This window comes from Streptomyces sp. SM18 (genome assembly GCF_002910775.2).
Classification (GTDB): Bacteria; Actinomycetota; Actinomycetes; order Streptomycetales; family Streptomycetaceae; genus Streptomyces; species Streptomyces halstedii.
The window spans coordinates 2,630,675-2,653,048 of the sequence record NZ_CP029342.1 but is presented as its reverse complement, the minus strand read 5'-3'; the positions used below and the strand labels follow the sequence as shown (position 1 = coordinate 2,653,048).

General features: G+C 70.9%; 24 protein-coding genes. 17 read left to right on the top strand and 7 right to left on the bottom strand.

Annotation, left to right across the window (positions count from 1 at the left end; all coding sequences use genetic code 11):
* The first annotated feature begins 70 nt into the window (after positions 1–70).
* Positions 71–1,438 (top strand): FAD-binding oxidoreductase, encoded by a 1,368-nt coding sequence (locus tag B9S64_RS11710; RefSeq protein WP_103488992.1) that lies wholly within the window; start codon positions 71–73, stop codon positions 1,436–1,438.
* Positions 1,439–1,485: 47 nt separating this feature from the next.
* Here B9S64_RS11710 and B9S64_RS11705 read toward each other — a convergent pair whose 3' ends face one another.
* Positions 1,486–1,962 (bottom strand): SsgA family sporulation/cell division regulator, encoded by a 477-nt coding sequence (locus B9S64_RS11705; RefSeq protein ID WP_103488991.1) that lies wholly within the window; start codon positions 1,960–1,962, stop codon positions 1,486–1,488.
* A gap of 255 nt (positions 1,963–2,217) precedes the next feature.
* On the opposite strand from B9S64_RS11705, the gene B9S64_RS11700 reads away from it, so the two are divergent.
* The gene (locus B9S64_RS11700; RefSeq protein ID WP_109492222.1) at positions 2,218–3,855 is read left to right on the top strand and encodes an RDD family protein; all 1,638 of its coding nucleotides are present in this window, start codon (positions 2,218–2,220) and stop codon (positions 3,853–3,855) included.
* 133 nt (positions 3,856–3,988) lie between these two features.
* Complete coding sequence (locus tag B9S64_RS11695; RefSeq protein ID WP_103488610.1) at positions 3,989–4,651, top strand: RDD family protein; 663 nt, start codon at positions 3,989–3,991, stop codon at positions 4,649–4,651.
* Between the two features lie 13 nt (positions 4,652–4,664).
* Here B9S64_RS11695 and B9S64_RS11690 read toward each other — a convergent pair whose 3' ends face one another.
* Complete coding sequence (locus tag B9S64_RS11690; RefSeq protein WP_103488609.1) at positions 4,665–4,955, bottom strand: hypothetical protein; 291 nt, start codon at positions 4,953–4,955, stop codon at positions 4,665–4,667.
* A 381-nt stretch (positions 4,956–5,336) separates the two neighbouring features.
* On the opposite strand from B9S64_RS11690, the gene B9S64_RS11685 reads away from it, so the two are divergent.
* Positions 5,337–7,736, top strand: a complete 2,400-nt coding sequence (locus tag B9S64_RS11685; protein ID WP_103488608.1) for an immune inhibitor A domain-containing protein — start codon at positions 5,337–5,339, stop codon at positions 7,734–7,736.
* 222 nt (positions 7,737–7,958) lie between these two features.
* Entirely contained in the window at positions 7,959–8,306 is a 348-nt protein-coding gene (locus B9S64_RS11680; RefSeq protein WP_103488607.1) for a hypothetical protein, read from the top strand.
* 91 nt (positions 8,307–8,397) lie between these two features.
* Here B9S64_RS11680 and B9S64_RS11675 read toward each other — a convergent pair whose 3' ends face one another.
* Entirely contained in the window at positions 8,398–8,982 is a 585-nt protein-coding gene (locus B9S64_RS11675; RefSeq protein ID WP_028442780.1) for an isochorismatase family protein, read from the bottom strand.
* A 243-nt stretch (positions 8,983–9,225) separates the two neighbouring features.
* Entirely contained in the window at positions 9,226–10,554 is a 1,329-nt protein-coding gene (locus B9S64_RS11670) for a nicotinate phosphoribosyltransferase (protein ID WP_103494018.1), read from the bottom strand.
* 80 nt (positions 10,555–10,634) lie between these two features.
* On the opposite strand from B9S64_RS11670, the gene clpS reads away from it, so the two are divergent.
* From clpS to B9S64_RS11630, 7 genes are all read left to right on the top strand, one after another.
* A complete protein-coding gene (gene clpS / locus B9S64_RS11665) occupies positions 10,635–10,952 on the top strand; it encodes an ATP-dependent Clp protease adapter ClpS (RefSeq protein WP_028442778.1) in 318 nt (105 codons plus the stop codon).
* Positions 10,953–10,993: 41 nt separating this feature from the next.
* Positions 10,994–11,581, top strand: coding sequence for a DUF2017 domain-containing protein (locus tag B9S64_RS11660; protein WP_028442777.1), 588 nt, complete (start codon positions 10,994–10,996; stop codon positions 11,579–11,581).
* A gap of 319 nt (positions 11,582–11,900) precedes the next feature.
* Positions 11,901–13,337, top strand: a complete 1,437-nt coding sequence (locus B9S64_RS11655; protein ID WP_103494017.1) for an amino acid permease — start codon at positions 11,901–11,903, stop codon at positions 13,335–13,337.
* A gap of 112 nt (positions 13,338–13,449) precedes the next feature.
* Positions 13,450–13,884 (top strand): Mov34/MPN/PAD-1 family protein, encoded by a 435-nt coding sequence (locus B9S64_RS11650; RefSeq protein ID WP_028442775.1) that lies wholly within the window; start codon positions 13,450–13,452, stop codon positions 13,882–13,884.
* A gap of 165 nt (positions 13,885–14,049) precedes the next feature.
* Entirely contained in the window at positions 14,050–14,163 is a 114-nt protein-coding gene (locus B9S64_RS35530) for a putative leader peptide (RefSeq protein WP_318265143.1), read from the top strand.
* Positions 14,164–14,274: 111 nt separating this feature from the next.
* Positions 14,275–14,553 (top strand): MoaD/ThiS family protein, encoded by a 279-nt coding sequence (locus B9S64_RS11635; RefSeq protein ID WP_103494015.1) that lies wholly within the window; start codon positions 14,275–14,277, stop codon positions 14,551–14,553.
* On the top strand, positions 14,553–15,503 hold the full coding sequence (locus B9S64_RS11630) for a PLP-dependent cysteine synthase family protein (protein ID WP_103494014.1): 951 nt from the start codon (positions 14,553–14,555) through the stop codon (positions 15,501–15,503). Before B9S64_RS11635 ends, B9S64_RS11630 begins: the two co-directional genes overlap by 1 nt.
* Before the next feature lie 132 nt (positions 15,504–15,635).
* On the opposite strand, the gene B9S64_RS11625 is transcribed toward B9S64_RS11630, so the two are convergent.
* The gene (locus B9S64_RS11625; RefSeq protein ID WP_103494027.1) at positions 15,636–16,124 is read right to left on the bottom strand and encodes a type II toxin-antitoxin system PemK/MazF family toxin; all 489 of its coding nucleotides are present in this window, start codon (positions 16,122–16,124) and stop codon (positions 15,636–15,638) included.
* 172 nt (positions 16,125–16,296) lie between these two features.
* Between B9S64_RS11625 and B9S64_RS11620 the strand changes: the two genes are divergently transcribed.
* A complete protein-coding gene (locus tag B9S64_RS11620; RefSeq protein ID WP_028442771.1) occupies positions 16,297–17,049 on the top strand; it encodes an MBL fold metallo-hydrolase in 753 nt (250 codons plus the stop codon).
* A gap of 69 nt (positions 17,050–17,118) precedes the next feature.
* Here the strand turns inward: B9S64_RS11620 and B9S64_RS11615 are convergent, their stop codons facing one another.
* On the bottom strand, positions 17,119–18,396 hold the full coding sequence (locus tag B9S64_RS11615) for a PTS transporter subunit EIIC (protein WP_203633550.1): 1,278 nt from the start codon (positions 18,394–18,396) through the stop codon (positions 17,119–17,121).
* A gap of 250 nt (positions 18,397–18,646) precedes the next feature.
* Entirely contained in the window at positions 18,647–19,906 is a 1,260-nt protein-coding gene (locus tag B9S64_RS11610) for a PTS transporter subunit EIIC (protein ID WP_103494012.1), read from the bottom strand.
* Between B9S64_RS11610 and B9S64_RS35405 the strand changes: the two genes are divergently transcribed.
* From B9S64_RS35405 to rdgB, 4 genes are all read left to right on the top strand, one after another.
* Positions 19,882–20,358 (top strand): PTS glucose/sucrose transporter subunit IIB, encoded by a 477-nt coding sequence (locus B9S64_RS35405; RefSeq protein WP_308123271.1) that lies wholly within the window; start codon positions 19,882–19,884, stop codon positions 20,356–20,358. The two genes, B9S64_RS11610 and B9S64_RS35405, sit on opposite strands and share 25 nt — an antisense overlap.
* A 159-nt stretch (positions 20,359–20,517) precedes the next feature.
* Positions 20,518–21,255, top strand: coding sequence for a ribonuclease PH (rph, locus tag B9S64_RS11600; protein WP_103494011.1), 738 nt, complete (start codon positions 20,518–20,520; stop codon positions 21,253–21,255).
* Positions 21,256–21,355: 100 nt separating this feature from the next.
* Entirely contained in the window at positions 21,356–21,745 is a 390-nt protein-coding gene (locus tag B9S64_RS11595) for a hypothetical protein (RefSeq protein ID WP_103494010.1), read from the top strand.
* Positions 21,746–21,755: 10 nt separating this feature from the next.
* Positions 21,756–22,358 carry an RdgB/HAM1 family non-canonical purine NTP pyrophosphatase gene (gene rdgB, locus B9S64_RS11590; protein WP_103494009.1) on the top strand — a complete coding sequence of 201 codons (603 nt, stop codon included), beginning with the start codon at positions 21,756–21,758 and terminating at the stop codon, positions 22,356–22,358.
* Positions 22,359–22,374 lie beyond the last annotated feature (16 nt).

Below are 22,374 nucleotides of genomic sequence, written 5' to 3'. Positions count from 1 at the left end.
TCACATCGCGCTCCGGGAAGGGCGGCGTGGAAGGGTTCACACCATTGGCCCCGGATGCCACGCTGGGATCATGGACGCTCTCGTCGAACGACTCCGCGCGGGACTGCCGGCCGCGGCCGTGCTCACGGACCCGGACGTCACCGCCTCGTACGCCCACGACATGGCGAGCTTCTGCGACGCGGGCGCCCCCGCCGTCGTCGTGCTCCCGCGCACGGTCGAGGAGGTCCAGCACGTCATGCGGACCGCCACCGCGCTACGGGTCCCGGTGGTGCCCCAGGGTGCCCGGACGGGCCTGTCGGGCGCGGCCAACGCCACCGACGGCTGTGTCGTGCTCTCCCTGGTGAAGATGGACCGGATCCTGGAGATCAGCCCGGTCGACCGGATCGCCGTGGTCGAACCCGGCGTCGTCAACGCCACGCTGTCCCGGGCGGTCGGCGAACACGGGCTGTACTACCCGCCGGACCCCTCCAGCTGGGAGACGTGCACCATCGGCGGCAACATCGGGACCGCGTCCGGCGGCCTGTGCTGCGTGAAGTACGGGGTCACCGCCGAGTACGTCCTCGGGCTCCAGGTCGTGCTGGCCGACGGACGGCTGCTCGACACCGGCCGCCGCACGGCCAAGGGCGTGGCCGGATACGACCTCACCCGGCTCTTCGTCGGCGCCGAGGGCACCCTCGGCATCGTGGTCAAGGCCGTCCTCGCGCTCCGGCCGCAACCGCCCCGCCAGCTGGTCCTGGCCGCCGAGTTCCCGTCCGCCGCCACCGCCTGCGACGCCGTCTGCCGGATCATGGAGCGCGGACACACCCCTTCACTCCTCGAACTGATGGACCGTACGACGGTCCGGGCCGTCAACGCCATGGCCGGCATGGGGCTTCCGGAGTCCACCGAGGCGCTGCTGCTCTGCGCCTTCGACACGCCGGACCCGGCTGCCGACCTCGCGGCCGTGGGGGAGCTGTGCACCGCGGCCGGGGCCACCGAGGTGGTGCCCGCCGAGGACACCGCCGAGTCCGAACTCCTCCTCCAGGCACGCCGCCTGTCGCTCCCCGCGCTGGAGACCGTCAAGCCGGCCACGATGATCGACGACGTGTGCGTACCACGCTCCCGGCTCGGCGCGATGCTGGAGGGCACCGCGGCCGTGGCCGAGAAGTACGGCCTCACCATCGGGGTCTGCGCCCACGCCGGGGACGGCAACACGCACCCCGTCGTCTGCTTCGACCACACCGACCCCGACGAGTCCGGCAGGGCCCGCGCCTCCTTCGACGAGATCATGGCGCTCGGCCTCGCACTGGGCGGCACCATCACCGGCGAACACGGCGTCGGCGTACTGAAGAAGGAGTGGCTCGCCCGCGAACTGGGCGAGGTCGGTGTGGAGTTGCAGCGGGCCGTCAAGGCGGCCTTCGATCCCCTGGGGCTGCTCAACCCCGGAAAGCTCTTCTGACCCGGGGCGCTTTCTCCGCCCCGGGAAGCCTTTCCGGCCCGGGGCGTTCAGGACTCGGCCTCCGGGGGATCGTCCGCGGACCACGGATCGCTCAGCCACAGGTCGTCGGCGGGCATCGGGGCCAGCAGCTCGGCGAGCGCGCCGTCCAGTCCCAGCAGCGCGCTCTCCGATCCGGGAGGGACCACCCGCAGCGTGCGCTCGGTCCACGCGGCGACGGCGGTCGAGGGCAGCTCCAGCAGGGCGTTGCCGTCGGGGGAGGTGAGTGCCACGCAGATCACCTGGCGGTTGCGGGTCTTGGTGGGCCAGATCCGCACGTCCCCGTGCCCGCACGGCCTGAACACCCCCTCCACCAGCAACTCCCGGGCGAACGTCCAGTGCACGGGAGCCTCGGAGCCGATGTGGAACGTGATGTGCACGGCGTACGGGTCGGCGGTGATGTAGGAGAGCCGCGCCGGTACGGGGAGGGAGCGCTCGGGCGAGAGGACCAACTTGACTTCCAGTTCACGTTCCACGACGTTCTGCATGAGGGTGCACGACCTTCCGGTGCTCGTAGGGGCCGGTCCCCTGACCGGTCCGCACAAGGAGAGAGAGCCCTCCGCGCTCTCCATGACGCGACTTCCCAGAAAATCTTCCCCGAGCCCTGAAAGTGGTCCAAACAGCAGGACAGGCCCGGGGGCGCGCGCGGGTCTGATAGATGTGGACCCTTATGTATGGGGGCCGACCGCCACGAGCATGTCACCGGTCGGCCCGAGGACTCGAAGAGATACGGGACCACGGTGATGAGCGCCCCAACCCCGGCACCCGGTGACGAAAGCCCCCGCGAGGGGTACTACCCCGACCCGTCCATCCCCGGTTACGTCCGGTACTGGAACGGCGCCTCCTGGGTCCCCGGTACGAGCCGCCCCGCACCGCCGCAGGCCGAGCCGTCCGCCGCGCCCGCCGCCCCGGGGCCGCCCGCGCCGCGCGCCGCCCCGGTGGACGAGACCGGGCCGATGTACTTCGACGAGGCCGAGGCGCCCGACGAGGCCGGGCGGACCGGCGGCGTCCCGGACGCCACGGGCGACAACCGGCCCGAACCGGCGACCGCCTGGCAGGCCGACACCTCCCGGCAGACGGGCTTCGGCGACCAGGACCGCCGGGTCTCCTGGGGCGGCGGCCCCGACCCCCGCTCGGCCTCCCCGGCACCCGCGCCCGCCGCCCCGGCGGCACCGGAGCCCGGTCCCCGGGACCCCGCTGCGGCGGCCCTCGTGCCCTACGACCCCGCGCCCTCCGGCCCCGTCCACCGCGACGTGGCACCGCCCGCCCCCGACCCCTCCGTGCCCGCGCCCGCCGACCCGCGCCGGCCCGCCGCGCCCGGACCGGCGCGGGTCGCGCTGCCGGGGATGCGGGACGGCGGCAGCGGCACGCCCGGCACCGCCCCCGGGGCCGGCCGGCCGGACGACGCGGGCCCGCGCCCGCCGACCGAGGGCACCGTCACCATCCGCGCCGTGGGGCGCGGCGGCACCCGTACACCGCAGCCTGGCGAGGACGGCGCGCCGCCCGCCGAGGGCACCATGACGATGCGCGCGCTGCCGCCCACCCCCGCCCCGCAGGCACCCGAGCGGACACCGCGCGCCCCGGACCCCGTACGGAGCGACCCGCAGGGCCCCGTGCGGAACCCGGCGCCGGGCCCCGTGCCGGCCCCGGCGCGGAACAGCGCGCGGGCACCGTCCCGGCCGACCCCGCCCCAGCTCCCCGCACCGGCCGGTCCGCCCGACTCCTGGCCGCAGCAGGTTCACCAGCTCGCCCGGCCCGAGCAGACGCCCGCCCCACAGCAGCCGCAGGCCGTCCCGGCGCGGCACCGGCAGGCGGCCCCGCCCGAGGGGCAGCAGCCGGTCACCCCGTGGAAGCCGCCCGTCGACGACCCCTTCCAGCAGCTCGCCCGCGCCCAGGCGGCGGCCCGCCCGGCCGGGCTCGGCAAGCGGCTGGCCGCCCGGCTCCTGGACACGGTGGTGCTCGGCGCGCTCGTCGGGGCGGTCGGGTTCCCGCTGGCGACCCGGGCACTGGATCATGTCGACCGGAAGATCGACGCCGCGAAGCAGACCGGCGAGACGGTCACCGTGTGGCTGCTGGACTCCACCACGGCCGGACTGCTCGGCGCGGTGGTCGCCGCCTTCCTGGTGCTCGGCTTCCTGCTGGAGGCCCTGCCCACCGCCAAGTGGGGCCGCACCCTGGGCAAGAGGCTCTGCGGGGTCGAGGTCCGGGACATCGAGTCGCACGGTCCGCCCACCGTCAAGGCCGCGCTGCGCCGCTGGCTGGTGTACGGGGTGCTGGGCCTGCTCGTCGTCGGTGTGGTCAACGTGCTCTGGTGTCTGATCGACCGCCCGTGGCGCCAGTGCTGGCACGACAAGGCGGCCCGTACCTTCGTCGCGGGCTGAGCGCGCCGGCCGGGAGCGTCCCGGCCCCGGCCGCACGCCGTCGAACCCCCGCGTACGCCCGTGTGCTGACGCTCCGTCCCCCGAAGGGACCTGAGCCGTTGCGGGCCTTTCCGGGCCGGGGTGCACTGCCCCCATGAGCAACGAACCGCCGCCGCCCGGTGAGCCGCCCGAGGACGATCCCTTCTCCAAGCGGCCGCCGCACGGGACGCCGCCCGGTCAGGACGGCTCGCCCTACGGCGGCGGCGCGCCACCGCCGCCGTACGACCCGGGTCCGTACGGCGGCGGTGGTCCGTACGGGGGCACCGACCCGCTGGCCGGGATGCCGCCGCTCGCCGAGCCGGGCAAGCGGATCCTGGCGCGGCTGATCGACTTCCTCATCATCTCGATCCCGCTCTACCTGATCTCGCTGCCCTTCGGAGGCGCGGTCGACGTCGGCAACAACGCGAACAACAACGACTTCGGCAACGCGATCAGCAACTCCTACAACGGCCACCAGCTGATCTGGTCGCTGATCGGCGTGGTGGTCTACGTCGCCTACGACACGTACTTCACGCACAAGGACGGGCGCACGCCCGGCAAGCGACTGCTGAAGATGCGGGTGGCGATGCTCAACGACGGTTCGGTGCCCGACACCACGTCCTCGCTGCTGCGGGCCGTCGTGCTCTGGGTCCCGGCGCTGCTGTGCTGCCCGTGCCTGTGGTGGCTCGTCAACATCGTGCTGATGTTCACCGACAAGCCGTACCGCCAGGGGCTCCAGGACAAGGCGGGCAAGACGGTGGTCGTGGCCGTCCGGTGAGGCCGGGGGCGGTTCAGCGGTGCAGCGAGTGGTCGCCGGCGCGGTGCGCGCGGGCGGCCGTCCTGACGGCCTCGACCCGGTGCGGGGCACGGGCGGTGCCCGAGGCGCCCGCCGTCCGCAGGGCCCTGGCCCGTCCCGGCCGGGGCGCGGTCACGGCCACCAGGAGGCCGAGCACCAGCGCGGCGGCGCCGATGACCGCCACACCCGCACCGGAGTCCGTGCGGGACAGCAGCAGCATGGCGAGCGCGGAGAGGACGACCGTGGCCGAACCGTAGAAGACCTGGGCGGCACTGAGACGCGGCATGGCGGAATCCGTCCTCCGGGTGTCGGATGGGGCAGTCGCTCGGCGCGTTCGTACGGACGATCGCCCCTACGACGGTGGATGCCCGGCCCCGGTACGCGGTAAGCGTGGCCCTGCCCCCGGTGCCGGTGCACAGGGGGCGCACGGAGTCACTCGCGCGTCAACCACCGTGTCGTTCAAGCCGGTTGGCCCGGTGCGACAGAGGCGCGCGTCCGGATAGCGGAAAGCGCCTCCCGCATAATGCACTTGGCCTGTCCAAGTCAAGATCTGTCTTTTCTCTCATAACTCCGATCGAATGTCGTCACTTGTGACGCGTTGACGCGCGCGGCCCGCTCTTCACCCCCCTTCGGCCGCGATCGCGAACGCCGGGGAGGACTGCATCACGTGAGCACTCAGAGACGGTCGCTACGCGCGACCGCGGTAGCCGTGGCCCTGATCGCCACCGCCGCGACGGCGTCCACATTCGCCACCGCGCAGGCGGACGACAAGACGCCGGGATCCGGCGCCACCACCGTGGACCGCCGCGACCCCGCGCCGGTCAAGGCGCATGAGCACGACCTCGAAGGCCCCTTCAGCAAGCAGCGGGACGCGCAGCGTCAGTCCGCGCTGGAGCAGGTGCTGTCCGGGGACAAGAAGGTGACGACCCGCGGCGGTTCGAAGGTCGTCCAGCTCGGCAAGAGCAAGTACGTCGAGCTCGGCCGCGAGAAGACCGACAAGATCTTCACCATCCTTGTGGAGTTCGGCGACCAGGTCGACGACACCACGATGTACGACCCCGACGGCGACGGCCCGAAGCCGCCCGTCAAGAAGTACGGCGGCACGCCCGGCCCCCTGCACAACCAGATAGCCAAGCCGGACCCGAAGAAGGACAACAGCACCGCCTGGCAGGCCGATTACGACCAGGGCCACTTCCAGGACCTGTACTTCGGCCAGGGCAAGGGCAAGGAGTCGCTGAAGACCTACTACGAGAAGACGTCCTCCGGGCGCTACTCGGTCGACGGTGAGGTCTCCGACTGGGTCAAGGTCCCGTACAACGAGGCCCGTTACGGCTCGAACTACTGTGGCTCGACCAACTGCGCCAACGTGTGGGACCTGATCCGCGACGGCGTCAACGCCTGGGTCGCCGACCAGAAGGCCAAGGGCCGCACGCTCGACCAGATCAAGGCCGACCTCTCCCAGTACGACCAGTGGGACCGGTACGACTACGACGGCGACGGCGACTTCAACGAGCCCGACGGCTACATCGACCACTTCCAGATCGTCCACGCGGGCGAGGACGAGTCCGCGGGCGGCGGCGTCCAGGGCACCGACGCCATCTGGGCGCACCGCTGGTATGCGTACGGCACCAACGCCGGTGCGACGGGCCCCACGGACAACAAGGCCGGTGGCGCCGAGATCGGTGACACGGGCTACTGGGTCGGTGACTACACCGCCCAGCCCGAGAACGGCGGCCTGGGCGTCTTCGCCCACGAGTACGCCCACGACCTCGGCCTCCCGGACCTCTACGACACCTCCGGCGGCGGCGAGAACTCGGTCGGTTTCTGGTCCCTGATGTCGGCCGGATCCTGGCTCGGCACCGGCGACGGCCAGATCGGCAACCTCCCCGGCGACATGACCGCCTGGGACAAGCTCCAGCTCGGCTGGCTCGACTACGACAAGGCCAAGGCCGCGACGAAGTCGACCCACAAGCTGGGTGTCTCGGAGTACAACACCAAGGACAAGCAGGCGCTCGTCGTCGAGCTGCCCAAGAAGCCCGTCACCACCACGGTCGTCAAGCCGGCCGAGGGCACCAAGCAGTGGTGGAGCGAGATGGGTGACGACCTGTCGAACACCCTGACCCGCTCGGTCGACCTCACCGGCAAGACGTCCGCCTCGCTGGACCTCTCCGGCTGGTACGACATCGAGGCCGACTACGACTACCTCTACACCGAGGTGTCCGAGAACGGCGGCTCCAGCTGGACCGCGCTCGACGGCACGGCGGACGGCAAGGCCATTCCGCGGGACGCCAGCGACAAGCCGGCCCTGACGGACGTCTCCGGCGCCTACCAGAAGCTGTCGTTCCCGCTGGACGCCTACGCGGGCAAGAAGATCGACCTCCGCTTCCGCTACCAGACGGACGGCGGCGCGGGCGGCAAGGGCTTCACCGCCGACGCCCTCACGATCACCGCCGACGGCGCCGTGGTCTTCTCGGACGGCGCCGAGGGCGACGACAACGGCTGGACCGCCAAGGGCTTCTCGCGGATCGGTGAGTCGTTCACCAACGACTACCCGCAGTACTACATCGCCGAGAACCGCCAGTACGTCTCGTACGACAAGACCCTCGAGGTCGGCCCGTACAACTTCGGCTTCTCCACCACCCGCCCCGACTGGGTCGAGCACTACTCGTACCAGAACGGCCTGATGGTGTGGCTCTGGGACACCTCCCAGAAGGACAACAACACCTCGCAGCACGAGGGCCACGGCCTGATCCTGCCGGTGGACTCGCACGCGAAGCCGCTGAAGTGGAAGGACGGCACGGTCCTGCGCAACAAGATCCAGCCGTTCGACGCGCCGTTCAGCTGGTACCCGAACAAGGGCTTCACGCTGCACAACGCCGACGTGGCGCTGAAGATCAAGCCGTCGCTGGGCGTGCCGGTCTTCGACGACCGGCTGGGCACCTACTGGTACAAGGAGAACCCCACCGGAAGTGTGAAGGTCCCTGACACCAACACCCGGATCACGATCGTCAACGAGCCCCTCAGCGGCTCCACGATGACCGTGAAGGTCGGCCCCTCGGGCCGGTAATCAGCAACACCGCAGGTCAGAGCTTGATCGGCCGTCGCCCACTAGCGGGCGGCGGCCGATCGTGTTTAGGTGCGTCGTGACCGATCCTTATTGACGCGACGTCTTACAGCCTGTCGGGCGGCCTTCGATCAGGTGGTGGCAGCGGCCTGGTACATGCGATTCCCAGGCGCGGCCGCCCGACCGGAGGCCGGCCGACAGGCCATGAGCGGGGAGTGCGGAAACATGGCAGGCGGAGGATTCTGCAGATTGCCGAACGGCACGGTGGTGGTGGCCCTGGCCCTGAACCGCCCGCCGGACGGAGCCGGGGGCACCGGGGCCCCGGTACGGGTGCTCGTGCACGCCGCGAACCGGGCGCGGGCCCTGACCAGGCTCCGCAACCTGGGGCTGCGCGCCGTCTACCTCCGGGGCAACGCCCAGCCGCCCACCCCGGACGAGATCACGGCGGTGCTGCACCACCCGGACGGGCTGCTGTGGCGGGCGGCACCGGGGGCCGCCCAGGAGCTCTGGCACCCGATCCGGGCGCTGCTGGGGTCCGCCGGATACGCCGGACCGGCCTGCCCGGCCGCCTGAGCGCCCCCAGGGCGTGTGGCGGGCGCCGCGCGCGCCAGGGTGGCTCCGCACCGCCGTCCGGGACGCGGGCGGCGCGCTCGCCGTCCGGGTCTCAGGCGACGGGCTTGCCGGACAGCTCCACACCGGCCGCCCGCATGTCCTCCAGGGCCCGCTCGGTGGTGGCCTCGGAGACGCCCGCCGTCAGGTCCAGCAGGACGTGCGTCTCGAAGCCCTCACGGACCGCGTCCAGGGCGGTGGCCCGCACACAGTGGTCCGTGGCGATGCCGACGACGTCCACGGCGGTGACGGACCGCTCCCGCAGCCACCGGGCCAGCCCGGTGCCGTTCTCGTCGGTGCCCTCGAAACCGCTGTAGGCGGCCTCGTACGCGCCCTTGTCGAAGACGGTGTCGATGGCGCCGGAGGCGACGGCCGGGGCGAAGTTCGGGTGGAAGCCGACCCCCTCGGTGCCCGCGACGCAGTGCGCCGGCCAGGAGTGCTCGAAGTCGGGGGTGGCCGAGAAGTGGTCTCCCGGGTCGATGTGGTGGTCCCGGGTGGCCACCACGTGGCGGTAGCCGGGGCGGGCCTCGCCGATCAGGTCGGTGATGGCGGCGGCGACATCGGCGCCGCCCGCCACCGCGAGGCTGCCGCCCTCGCAGAAGTCGTTCTGAACGTCGACGACGATCAAGGCGCGATGCATGACGGTTGTCCTTCGGTGGGGGTTCGGGTGGCGACGGGTGGGGGAGGGGCGGCGGACAGGGGAGGGAACGGTGGGGACGTCTTCGAGCCTAGAGACTCGGCGGGGCCTCCGGGAGGGGTAACGCCCGGCGGGTGGCCCCGGGCGCGCCCCGCCCGGCGCGTACGGCGCACGCCGGGCCGGCCCGCTCCCCCTCGTGCGGCCCCCGGCCCCCGCACGGCGCGCCCCCGCGTGGCGCCCGGGCCCTCACACGTACTCGGTGGGCAGGACCGGCTCGCCCCGTGACAGCTGCATCGCCGACATCGGCAGCCCGGCCCGCGCCGTGACGTGCCGGTCGCGCGCCGCCTCCAGCGGCTCCCGGGCGACCACCTCGCCGCCCCGGACCAGCTCGGTCTGGAGCTGCCGGTCCACCAGGTCCGCCGGTACCTCGCCGGTGCCGATCACCTCCGCCTCGGCCACCCCGTAGGCGTCCGTCCGGCGGGCCGCCCACTTGCGGCCGCCCCTCGACGTCTTCGCGCCCAGTGACTTCTTCGCCACCGGGAGCAGCGGGGCACCGGGGTCGGCGGACTCCGCGCGGGCCACCAGCTTGTAGACCATCGAGCACGTCGGGTGCCCGCTGCCGGTGACCAGCTGCGTGCCCACCCCGTAGGCGTCCACGGGCGCGGCGGCCAGTGAGGCGATCGCGTACTCGTCCAGGTCGGAGGTCACCACGATCTTCGTCTCCGTGGCGCCCAGCTCGTCCAGCTGCTGCCTCACCCGGTGCGCGACCAGCAGCAGGTCGCCCGAGTCGATGCGCACCGCTCCCAGCTCCGGCCCGGCGATCTCCACCGCCGTACGGACCGCCTCGGCGACGTCGTAGGTGTCCACCAGCAGCGTGGTGTCCCGGCCCAGCGAGTCCACCTGCGCCCGGAACGCGTCCCGCTCGCTGTCGTGCAGCAGGGTGAAGGCGTGCGCGCTCGTCCCGACCGTCGGGATGTTGTACCGGAAGCCCGCCGCGAGGTCCGAGGTGGTGTGGAAGCCGCCGATGTACGCGGCGCGTGACGCCGCCACCGCGGACAGCTCGTGGGTGCGCCGCGCGCCCATCTCGATCAGGTTGCGCCCGCTCGCCGCCGAGGACATCCGGGACGCCGCCGCAGCGATCGCCGAGTCGTGGTTGAGGATCGACAGGATCACCGTCTCCAGCAGCACGCACTCGGCGAAGGTGCCCTCGACCCGCAGGAGCGGCGAGCCGGGGAAGTACACCTCGCCCTCCGGGTAGCCCCAGATGTCGCCGCGGAAGCGGTAGTCGGCCAGCCAGTCCACGGTGGCCGTGTCCACCACGCGCTGGTCCCGGAGGAAGGCCAGCATCTCGTCGTCGAAGTGGAAGTTCTCGACCGCGTCCAGCACCCGCCCGGTGCCCGCCACGACGCCGTAGCGCCGCCCCTCGGGCAGCCTCCGGGTGAAGGCCTCGAAGACGGAGCGCCGGTCGGCGGTACCGGCCTTCAGCGCCGCCTGCACCATCGTGAGCTCGTACTGGTCGGTGAAGAGCGCGGTCGACGGCACACCGACCCGTCGCCCAAGGTCCGCTGAGTTCATGCCGGGGATGCTACCCCCTTATTCGTCAGAGTGACGAGATGGGGTCTTCGTTTATGCGTGAGCCCCACCCTGGTGGCAGCATGGGGGGCGTGAGCGTTGCTTCCCCCGTAGAGATCGAACGTCCCGAATCGGCCGAGGAGAGCTACATCGTCCCTGAACCGGACGTCCCCTGGGTGACGCTGGTGCACAACGACCCGGTCAACCTCATGAGCTATGTGACGTATGTCTTCCAGGCGTACTTCGGCTACTCCAAGGACAAGGCGCACAAGCTGATGCTGGACGTCCACCAGAAGGGCCGCGCGGTCGTCTCCAGCGGAAGCCGCGAGGAGATGGAGCGCGACGTCCAGGCCATGCACGGCTACGGCCTCTGGGCCACGCTGACCCAGGACCGCAACTGACGCTCCGCCGCCCCTCAGTCCGCCCCATCATCGGAGAACCCATGGCCGGCCACTTCGAGGCCACCCCCGGCGGCGGCGCGGCCGTCGCGCTCGACGAGGTCGAGATCGCCATCCTGCGCTCCCTCGCCGTCCAGCTGCTGGAACTGATCGGACCCGGCGACGAACCCGCCGAGGGTGAGGACCCGTTGGCCGCCCTCTTCGCCGAAGGCCCCAGCGAACCACCGGCCGACCCGGCCGTGGCCCGGCTCTTCCCGGACGCCTACAGCAACGAGGACGAGGAACTGCGCGCCGCCTCCTCCGAGTTCCGCCGCTTCACGGAGATCGACCTGCGCGACCGCAAGCGGGAGGACGCCCTCGCCGTCGTGCGGAGCCTGGACACGCTCCAGCCGGCCGGGGAGGAGAGCGTGGTGCTCACGCTCGACGCCGAGGGCAGCCGTCACTGGCTCGGCTCGCTCAACGACCTGCGGCTCACCATCGGCACCCGGCTGGAGGTGTCCGACGAGGACGAGGGGCAGGGCGGCTCCCTCTACCGGCTGCCCGACAGCGATCCCCGCAAGCCCATGGTGATGGCCTACCTCTGGCTCGGCGCGCTCCAGGAGACGCTCGTGGAGACCCTGATGCCCGAGTAGTCCGCACACTGCGGCACCGTGGGCCGTTCGCTCAGCGGACGCTCAAATCGGAATAACGATCGCGTCACCCGAACGGCCTACTTTGCAGCGGCTGGAAACCCTTGTCCGCTTCTTCCTGTGGTGTGCGCCACAGAATGTCTCCTGGAACACCCGGGCACCCGTGATAAATCTTCACGACCGCCCGGGGACGCCACCCCTGTCCCCGGAGGTGCCCAGCCGGCCGAACGCCGGCGGCACTCCATCCATATCCGGGGGGGGACCGGGACCTGATCCGTCACCCGCCAGGGTGCGGACCGGGAATGGAGAAAGGCGCACCACCATGACATCGGCGCAGGTCGACAACGGACAGGCGGACGAACCCGAGGCCGCGAAAACCGGTACGTCCACCGAGGGCTACCAGAGAGGTCTGGGCGCCCGGCAGATCCAGATGATCGCCATCGGGGGCGCCATCGGCACCGGGCTCTTCCTCGGCGCCGGCAAGGCCATCGGCCGGGCCGGACCCAGCCTGATCCTGGCCTACGCCCTCGCGGGCCTGGTCATCTTCTTCATCATGCGCGCCCTGGGCGAACTCCTCATGTACCGGCCGGTCTCCGGCTCCTTCTCCGAATACGCGCGTGAATTCGTGGGCCCCTTCGCCGGATTCGTGACCGGCTGGACCTACTGGCTCTTCTGGGTGGTCACCGGAATCACCGAAGTCACCGCCGCCGCCACCTACATGACGTATTGGTGGAACATTCCGCAATGGCTGTCCGCGCTGGTCTTCACCCTCATCCTGTACGGCGCGAACCTGATCTCCGTAAAACTCTTCGGCGAGCTCGAATTCTGGTTCTCGATGGTCAAGGTCACCGCGATCGTCGGCATGATCCTCATCTGTGCCGGTGTGCTCACCGTCGGGTTCTCCGACGCCGGTGACACCGCGACCGTCGCCAACCTCTGGAACGACGGCGGCTTCTTCCCCAACGGTGTCGCGGGCACCATGATGACCCTCCAGATCGTGATGTTCGCCTTCCTCGCCGTCGAACTGGTCGGTGTCACCGCGGGCGAGTCCAAGGACCCCAAGACCGTCCTGCCCAAGGCGATCAACACCGTGCCGTGGCGCATCGCCGTCTTCTACGTCGGCGCCCTGATCATGATCCTCTCGGTGGTCCCCTGGAGCACCTTCGAGCCGGGCGTCTCGCCCTTCGTGGCCGCGTTCGAGCAGATGGGCCTCGGAGTCGGCGCCGCGATCGTGAACTTCGTCGTCCTCACCGCGGCCCTCTCCTCCTGCAACTCCGGCATGTACTCCACCGGCCGGATGCTGCGTGACCTCGCGCTCAACGGACAGGGACCCAAGGCCTTCACCAAACTGACGGGCAACGGGCTGCCGCTGGTGGGCACCACCTTCTCCGCCGCGCTGATGCTCGTCGGCGTCTGGATCAACTACCAGTGGCCGGGCGAGGCGTTCACCTACGTCGTCTCCTTCGCCACCATCTCCGGCATGTGGGCGTGGATCATGATCCTCGTCAGCCAGATCCGCTACCGGGCGGCGGCCGACCGCGGCCTGCTCCCGCAGTCCTCGTTCAAGGCCCCCGGCGCACCCGCCACTTCGTGGTACGCGCTCGGCTTCATCGCCGTGGTGATCGTGATGATGGCCATCGACAAGGACGCCAGGATCTCGCTGTACTGCGCGCCGCTGTGGGCGCTCCTCCTCGGCGTCTCCTACCTGGTGCTCAGGGCCCGCAACCCCGGAAGCGCGTTCTTCGCCAAGCGCCGCTGAACGGCGCCCGGCCTTCCCGCGGACACCGGTCGCCCCAACGGCCGTGTCCGGCATCCGGGCCCTCCCGTACCGCCCCTCGGTACGGGAGGGCCGGTCTGCTTATCCTGGCGCCATGCTGACCATCACCCAGGCGCTCTACGACCAGATCGTGGCGCACTCCCGAGCCGACCACCCCGACGAGGCGTGCGGCGTGGTCGCGGGCCCGGCCGGAACCGGCCGCGCCGAACGCTTCATCCCGATGCTCAACGCCGCCCGCTCGCCCACGTTCTACGAGTTCGACTCCACGGACCTGCTGAAGCTCTACCGCGAGATGGACGACCGCGACGAGGAGCCGGTGATCATCTACCACTCCCACACCGCGACCGAGGCCTACCCGTCCCGCACGGACGTCACCTACGCCAACGAACCGGGCGCGCACTACGTCCTGGTCTGCACGGCGGACGCCGACGACGCGGGCGACTTCCAGTTCCGCTCGTACCGCATCGTGGACGGCGAGATCACGGAGGAAGAAGTCGAGGTCGTCGAGGCGTACCCGCCGGCGGCCTGACATCCCGGGGGCGGGCGCCGAGCGTTCCGCCCCCGGGCCTCCACCCCCTCCCGACCGCCGCCGTCCGGCCCGTCCTCCGGGCGCTCGTCCGCCTGGCGGACGCCGACCATCCGCCATGTGGGATCACACTCCGGGTTCCTGGTGGGGAATCGATACGATGAGCGCATGGTTTCCCATGACGTGAGCGAAAAGACGCCGGGCACACTGCTCGTCGCGCGGCTGCACGTCGACCTGTGCAGGCTGTCCAGCGCGATGTGTCCCGCCGCGGCATGCCCGTGAACCGCACGGCCTGAGCCGCGGTCCGAGCCCCACCCGTACGCACCACCCCCCGCGCGGGGGCATGAACGCGCGCCCCACGCGCACTCCACGCTTTCGACAGGAGCCCACGCCATGGCCATCGAGGTCCGCATCCCGACCATCCTCCGCACCTACACCGACGGCGCCAAGGCGGTCGAAGGCACCGGGGACACCCTCGCCGACCTCTTCGCCGACCTGGAGAGCCGCCACAACGGCATCCGTGAGCGCATCGTCGAGGGCGACAAGCTCCGCCGCTTCGTGAACGTCTACCTCAACGACGAGGACGTCCGCTTCCTCGACGGCATCTCCACGAAGCTCTCCGACGGCGACAGCGTCACCATCCTCCCGGCCGTCGCCGGCGGCATGCGCTGATGCGGTACGACTCCCCGCTCGCGGCCGTGGGCAACACGCCCCTGGTCCGCCTCCCCCGGCTCTCCCCGTCCGACGACGTCCGCATCTGGGCCAAGTTGGAGGACCGCAACCCCACCGGCTCGATCAAGGACCGCCCCGCGCTCCACATGGTCGAGCAGGCGGAGAAGGACGGCCGCCTCACCCCGGGCTGCACGATCCTGGAGCCGACGAGCGGCAACACCGGCATCTCGCTCGCCATGGCGGCCAAGCTCAAGGGCTACCGCATCGTGTGCGTCATGCCGGAGAACACCTCCCGGGAACGGCGTGACCTCCTCGCCATGTGGGGAGCGGAGATCATCCCCTCCCCGGCGGCCGGCGGCTCCAACACGGCCGTCCGCGTCGCCAAGGAGCTCGCGGCCGAACACCCGGACTGGGTGATGCTCTACCAGTACGGCAACCCGGACAACGCGGGCGCCCACTACGCCACCACCGGCCCGGAGATCCTCACCGACCTCCCGTCCCTCACCCACTTCGTGGCGGGCCTCGGCACGACCGGCACCCTCATGGGCGTCGGCCGCTACCTGCGCGAGCACAAGCCGGACGTCGCGATCGTGGCGGCCGAACCCCGGTACGACGATCTCGTCTACGGCCTGCGCAACCTCGACGAGGGCTTCGTACCGGAGCTGTACGACGCGTCGGTGCTCACCACACGCTTCTCGGTCGGCTCGGCCGACGCGGTCACCCGTACCCGCGAACTCCTCCAGCAGGAGGGCATCTTCGCGGGCGTCTCCACCGGCGCCGCGCTCCACGCGGCGATCGGCGTCGGACGGAAGGCGGTCAAGGCGGGCGAGTCCGCGGACATCGTGTTCGTCGTCGCGGACGGCGGCTGGAAGTACCTGTCCACGGGCGTCTACACCGCCCCGACGACGGAGGCCGCCATCGAGACCCTGCACGGCCAGCTCTGGGCGTGACCCGCACGCCCCCACCGGACACCCCCGCCCCGAGCCGGGCGCGTCACCCCTGACGCGCCCGGCTCCCGCATGTCCGGCCGCCCGCGACGGGGACCGGCTTCTCCAGCCCGTCCGGCGGTCGGGGCCAGCCCCTCAGGCCAGCCCCCGCACCCGGTTCCACACCCCCGGCTCCACATCCCCCGCCTTCCGGCGGAACGCCGACACCGCCACATCACGCAACTCGTCGGTCTCCAGGAAGCTCTGCCGCCCCTGGGCGTCCCCCACCGCCCCCGCCGCGAGCGCGATCACCCCGGGGCGTTCCGCGTGGTGCCGACTGGTGATCTTGGCGACCACCGCCGTACCGCCCCGCACCGACAGCACCAGACACGGCCGGTCCTTCGACCCCGGCCCGTCCTCGTACGGCACGTCCGCCCACCAGATCTCCCCGGGCCGCGGCGCCCCGCCCGGCCGGGCCCGTGTCGGCGGCCGTGTCCGCTCCGGTGCCCGCCCCCGCGGCCGGACCGGACCGCCCGGCCGACGCCCCCGGGGCCCACGCCCGCTACGCCCCCACCCGTCCGCCACCGACGCCACCAGAGCCAGCAGGACCACGGCGGCCAGCGCCACCCACCACCACGTGTTCATCACCCGACCGTACCGGCAGGCCCCCGCGGGCGGGCTTCCATCGAACCGGTGACACCACAGGTGAGTTCCCCCACAACGGCAGGCCGTGGAGGCGCGGGGGGTGGTCCGGCACCTTAGGCTCGACGGACCGCACGAACCCTCCCCGTTCCCACGTCTCGGAGGTTCACGCTCCATGAAGCTCACCGTCGTCGGCTGCTCCGGCTCGTTCCCGTCCGCGGGTTCGGCATGTTCGAGCTACCTCGTAGAGGCCGACGGCTTCCGGCTGCTCCTCGACATGGGCAACGGCGCCCTCGGAGAGTTGCAGCGCCATGTGGGTCTCTACGACCTCGACGCCATCTTCCTCAGCCACCTCCACGCCGATCACTGCATCGACATGTGCGCGTACTTCGTCGTCCGCTACTACCGCTTCGACGGAGGCCGGCCCGCCCCCATCCCGGTGTACGGGCCCGAGGGCACCGAGCGGCGGCTGACGACGGCCCACGCCGACACCCCGTCCGAGCACGCGATGGGCGAGGTCTTCGACTTCCGCACGCTGAAGCCCGGCTCGTTCGACATCGGCCCCTTCTCGGTCCGTACGGAACAGGTCTGCCACCCCGTGGAGACCTTCGGCATCCGCATCGAGCACGAGGGCCGGACGCTGGTGTACTCCGGCGACACGGGCACCTGTGAGGCACTGGACGAACTCGCTGAGGGCGCCGACCTGTTCCTCTGCGAGGCGTCGTTCGTGGACGGCAAGGAGGACATCCCGGACCTCCACCTCAACGGCCGCGAAGCGGGCGAGTACGCCGCACGCGCCGGCGCGGGGCGCCTGGTCCTGACCCACATCCCGCCGTGGACCGACGCGGAACGCAACCGCGCCGACGCCCGCGAGGTCTACGACGGCCCGGTCGAGCTGGCCGCTCCCGGCGCGGTGTACGAGGTCTAGGGACACGACGAACGACGGAGCCCCCGGTCCTCGCGGGACCGGGGGCTCCGTCGTACGGACGGGCGGGGCCTACTTGGCCTCGGCCTTCTGGAGCTCGGCCAGTTCCTCGTCGGACTCGCGGCCCGGCGTCGGAAGGTTGAACTTGGTGATCGCGAACCGGAACACCGCGTAGTAGACGACCGCGAAGCAGAGGCCGACCAGCACCAGCAGCCAGGGCTTCGTCGCGATGCCCAGGTTGAGGAAGAAGTCGACCGCGCCGGCCGAGAAGCCGAAGCCGTCCTTCATGCCCAGGCCCCATGTCAGGGCCATGGAGACACCGGTCAGCACCGCGTGTATCGCGTACAGGACCGGCGCGATGAACATGAACGTGAACTCGATCGGCTCGGTGACACCCGTCACGAACGCGGTGGCGGCGAGCGAGAACATCATGCCGCCGACGACCTTGCGGCGCTCCGGGCGGGCACAGTGGACGATCGCCAGGCAGGCCGCCGGGAGGGCGAACATCATGATCGGGAAGAAGCCGGTCATGAACTGTCCGGCGGTCGGGTCACCGGCCAGGAAGCGGCCGATGTCGCCGCTCTTACCCTCGTACGAACCGGCCTGGAACCACGGGAAGGAGTTGAGCAGGTGGTGCATGCCGACCGGGATCAGCGCACGGTTGGCGACACCGAAGATGCCCGCGCCGACCGCCCCGGAACCGACCAGCCACTCACCGAAGTTGTGCAGCCCGGTGCCCAGGACGGGCCAGATGTAGCCGAAGACGATCCCGATGAACAGGCCCGCGATCGCGGAGAGGATCGGTACCAGGCGGCGGCCGCCGAAGAAGCCGGCCCAGGCGGGCAGCTTCGTCCGGTAGAAGCGCTGGTAGAGCAGGGCGACGACGATGCCCATGACCACACCGCCGAGCACACCGGCGTTGACCGGCGCGTCGTTCATGACGATCTTGTCGTCCACGACGCTCGCGACCTTGGGCAGGTTGCTGTCGGTGAAGGTGGCCAGGACGTTCTTGAAGACCAGGTATCCGGTGACGGCGGCGAGGGCCGTCGAGCCGTCCGACTTCTTGGCGAAGCCGATCGCGATGCCCACGGCGAACAGCAGCGCCATGTTGTCGAGGATCGCGTTGCCGCCCGCGGCCATGAAACCGGCGATCTTGACGATGGCGGCCGGGAACGAGTCCCGGCCGAGCATGTCGTCGTTGCCGAGGCGGACCAGGAGCGCACCGGCCGGCAGCACCGCGACCGGCAGCATGAGGCTGCGGCCGATGCGCTGCATGACGGCCATCACGCCCGCGCCCTTCTTCTTCTCGGGAGCCGCCGCGGCGGTATCCGTACTCACAACTTCCTCCATGGGGCAAGGTGCCGCCCAGGTGATCGTTGAAGGGAGGCGGCGATTCGAGGACCGCGGCGGGCAACAGCCGCGTGGTCTGGACCACTGAGTGGTGTAGACCAGTTTTAGCACGGTGAGGGTTAGATAAGGAACCTGCAATTTCCCTTCCTGATGGCGGGTAGTTCCCCCGCCACCCTCGGTGACGGTCGCGGGCACGGCGAAGCCCCCGGACCGTGGGGTCCGGGGGCCGTGATGGGGCGCCTGTCCGGGGCTACTTCGTGAGGTCCTCCTCGATCTTCTTCTCCACATCCTCGGGCTCCCGGCCCGGCGTGGGGAGGTTGAACCTGGTGATCGCGAACCGGAACACCACGTAGTAGACGACCGCGAAGCAGAGTCCGATCGGAATGATCAGCCAGGGTTTGGTGTCCAGGTGCCAGTTGACGACGTAGTCGATCAAGCCCGCCGAGAAACTGAATCCCGCGTGCACCCCGAGCGCCCAGGTGACGCCCATCGAGACGCCGGTGAGCACCGCGTGCACCCCGTACAGCAGTGGCGCGACGAACATGAACGAGAACTCCAGCGGCTCGGTCACCCCCGTCACGAACGACGTCAGCGCCACCGACAGCATCAGCCCCGCGACCTCCTTGCGGCGCTCCGGCCGCGCGGTGTGCGCGATGGCCAGGGCCGCGGCCGGCAGGCCGAACATCATGATCGGGAAGAAGCCGGAGGTGAACTGCCCCGCCGACGGGTCCTGCGCGAAGAAGCGGGAGATGTCGCCCTGGACGGTCTGGCCGTCGCCCCCGGTGAACTCGCCCGCCTGGAACCAGAAGAAGGTGTTCAGGAACTGGTGCATACCGATCGGGATCAGCAAGCGGTTCGCGAAGCCGAAGATGGCGGCGCCCCAGGCGCCCAGATCGATCAGCTGCTTGGAGAACCACGTCAGCGCGTCGCCCACCGGCTGCCACAGCAGCCCGAACAGCACGCCCAGGACCACGCAGAGGAACGCCATCAGGATCGGTACCAGCCGTCGGCCGTTGAAGAAGCCCAGCCAGTCGACCAGCTTCGTACGGTGGTAGCGCTGCCACACGACGGCGGTCAGCAGGCCGATGAGGATGCCGCCCAGGACGCCGGGATTCTGCGGCTCGCCGTCCGGCAGCGCCTCGGTCACCGACCCGGCCACCGGGAACGCCCCCAGGACACCCCGGTACACGAGGAAGCCGACGACCGCGGCGAGGGCCGTCGAGCCGTCGGACTTCCTGGCGAAGCCGATCGCGACACCGATGCAGAACAGCAGGGGGAGTCCGACGGTGCCGTCCAGGATCGCGTTGCCGCCGTTGAGCAGGACCTTGGAGGTCTTGTTCCAGAAGGCGCCGTGGAGATACGAGTCGAAGAGGTTGCCGAGGCTGACCAGCAGACCGGCGGCCGGCAGCACGGCCACCGGCAACTGCAGGCTACGGCCCACCTTCTGGAGCCCCTGGACCGGGCCGTTCCACCACTTCCGCCCTGGTGCCGCCGCCGCGTCCGCACTCATCGGCATCCTCCCGGAACACATCAGGTTCGGCGATCGTTGGAGACTGGTGTAGACCAGTTGCGATACGGTGCGGAGCCCGCCCGCACGGCCGGGCGCCGTGCTCGTCATCATTGGGGGCCGTGCGGTTACCCGCTCGTGAAGTTGGGCCAACCGTGCGTTACCGTGACGAAACCGACCCATGGTGGGCCGCCCACGCACGAAAGACCAGGGAGAAGGACATGGCCAGCAAGGCTGAGAAGATCGTCGCCGGGCTCGGCGGTATCGACAACATCGACGAGATCGAGGGCTGCATCACTCGCCTCCGGACCGAGGTCCACGACCCCAGCAAGGTCGACGAAGCCGCGCTCAAGGCCGCCGGCGCCCACGGCGTCGTCAAGATGGGCACCGCGATCCAGGTCGTCATCGGCACCGACGCCGACCCCATCGCCGCCGACATCGAAGACATGATGTGACCGGCTGAACCCACCCGGTCCGCGTGCGGACCCCGCAGGCCCCGCTCCCGCCGCTCCCCCGGCCGGGGAACGGGGCCTGCGGCGTACCCCCGGCTCCCGCCGGGAGGTCCACGGCGCACCCGGAAAGAGCCGCCCCCGTCAGCCGATAGGCTCGACGCCATGTCTCGTATCGACGGCCGCACCCCCGAACAGCTCCGCCCCGTCACCATCGAACGCGGATGGAGCAAGCACGCCGAAGGCTCCGTACTCATCTCCTTCGGCGACACCAAGGTCTTCTGCACCGCCTCCGTCACCGAAGGCGTCCCCCGCTGGCGCAAGGGCAGCGGCGAAGGCTGGGTCACCGCCGAGTACTCCATGCTGCCCCGCTCCACCAACACCCGGGGCGACCGCGAGTCCGTACGCGGCAAGATCGGCGGCCGCACCCACGAGATCAGCCGTCTGATCGGCCGCTCACTGCGCGCCGTCATCGACTACAAGGCCCTCGGCGAGAACACCGTCGTCCTCGACTGCGACGTCCTCCAGGCCGACGGCGGCACCCGCACCGCCGCCATCACCGGCGCCTACGTCGCCCTCGCCGACGCCGTCGCCTGGGCGCAGGGCAAGAAGATCGTCAAGCACGGCCGCAAGCCCCTCACCGGCACCGTCGCCGCGGTCAGTGTCGGCATCGTCGACGGCACCCCCCTCCTCGACCTCTGCTACGAGGAGGACGTGCGCGCCGAGACCGACATGAACGTCGTCTGCACCGGAGACGGCCGCTTCGTCGAGGTCCAGGGCACCGCCGAGGCCACCCCCTTCGACCGCGCCGAACTGGACGCCCTCCTCGACCTCGCCACCGCCGGCTGCGTCGACCTGGCCAAGCTCCAGGAGGAGGCGCTCGCCCGCACCCTCGGCGAATAAAGAAGCAACCAAGTACGCAGCGCACAGCGTCGTGACGGATACGGGCGCACGGGCCGAACCGTGCGCCCGTCCGCGTATCCGTCCGGGGAGGGACCGCACCATGACCGCGCGCCGCCACCACCGCACCGCACTCGCCGTCACCGCCACCCTGCTGACGCTCACCGCGGCGGCCGGCTGCTCGGCCGTCGACAAGGCCCTCGACTGTGTCCGCACCGCCGACGCGATAGCCACCGGCGTCGACAACCTCCAACAGGCCGTGTCCAACGCCTCCGACGACCCGACCCAGGCCACCGAGTCCCTGGACGAGATCGACAAGGAACTGAAGAACCTCGGCGACACCACCGACGACGCGGACCTCTCCCAGGCCGTCGACGACCTCCAGGCGGGGGTCGCCGATGTCCGGGAATCCATAGCCGCGGGCGACGCCACCCCCGACCTCTCCCCGGTCACGGTCGCGGCCACCGAAATCGGCAAGGTCTGCGGCCCCTGATAATCGACGTATGACCCGCCTGATCCTTGCCACCCGCAACGCCGGGAAAATCACCGAACTCCACGCGATCCTCGCCGACGCCGGTCTCGACCACGACCTCGTCGGCGCGGACGCGTACCCCGAGATCCCCGACGTCAAGGAGACCGGCGTCACCTTCGCCGAGAACGCCCTGCTCAAGGCCCACGCCCTGGCCCAGGCCACCGGCCACCCGGCCGTCGCCGACGACTCCGGGCTCTGTGTCGATGTCCTGGGCGGGGCTCCCGGCATCTTCTCGGCCCGCTGGTCCGGCACCCACGGCGACGACGACGCCAACCTGAAGCTGCTGCTCGCCCAGCTCTCCGACATCGACACCCCCCATCGCGGCGCCTACTTCACCTGCGCCGCCGCCCTGGCCCTGCCCGACGGTACGGAACGCGTAGTCGAGGGCAGGCTGACGGGGATCCTGCGCCACACCCCGGCCGGCACCCAGGGCTTCGGCTACGACCCGATCCTCCAGCCCGACGGCGAGTCCCGGACCTGCGCGGAACTGACCCCGGCGGAGAAGAACGCCATCAGCCACCGCGGCAAGGCGTTCCGGGCGCTGGTACCGGTGGTGCGGGAGTTGGTGGGCTGACAGGGACGAGGCCTTC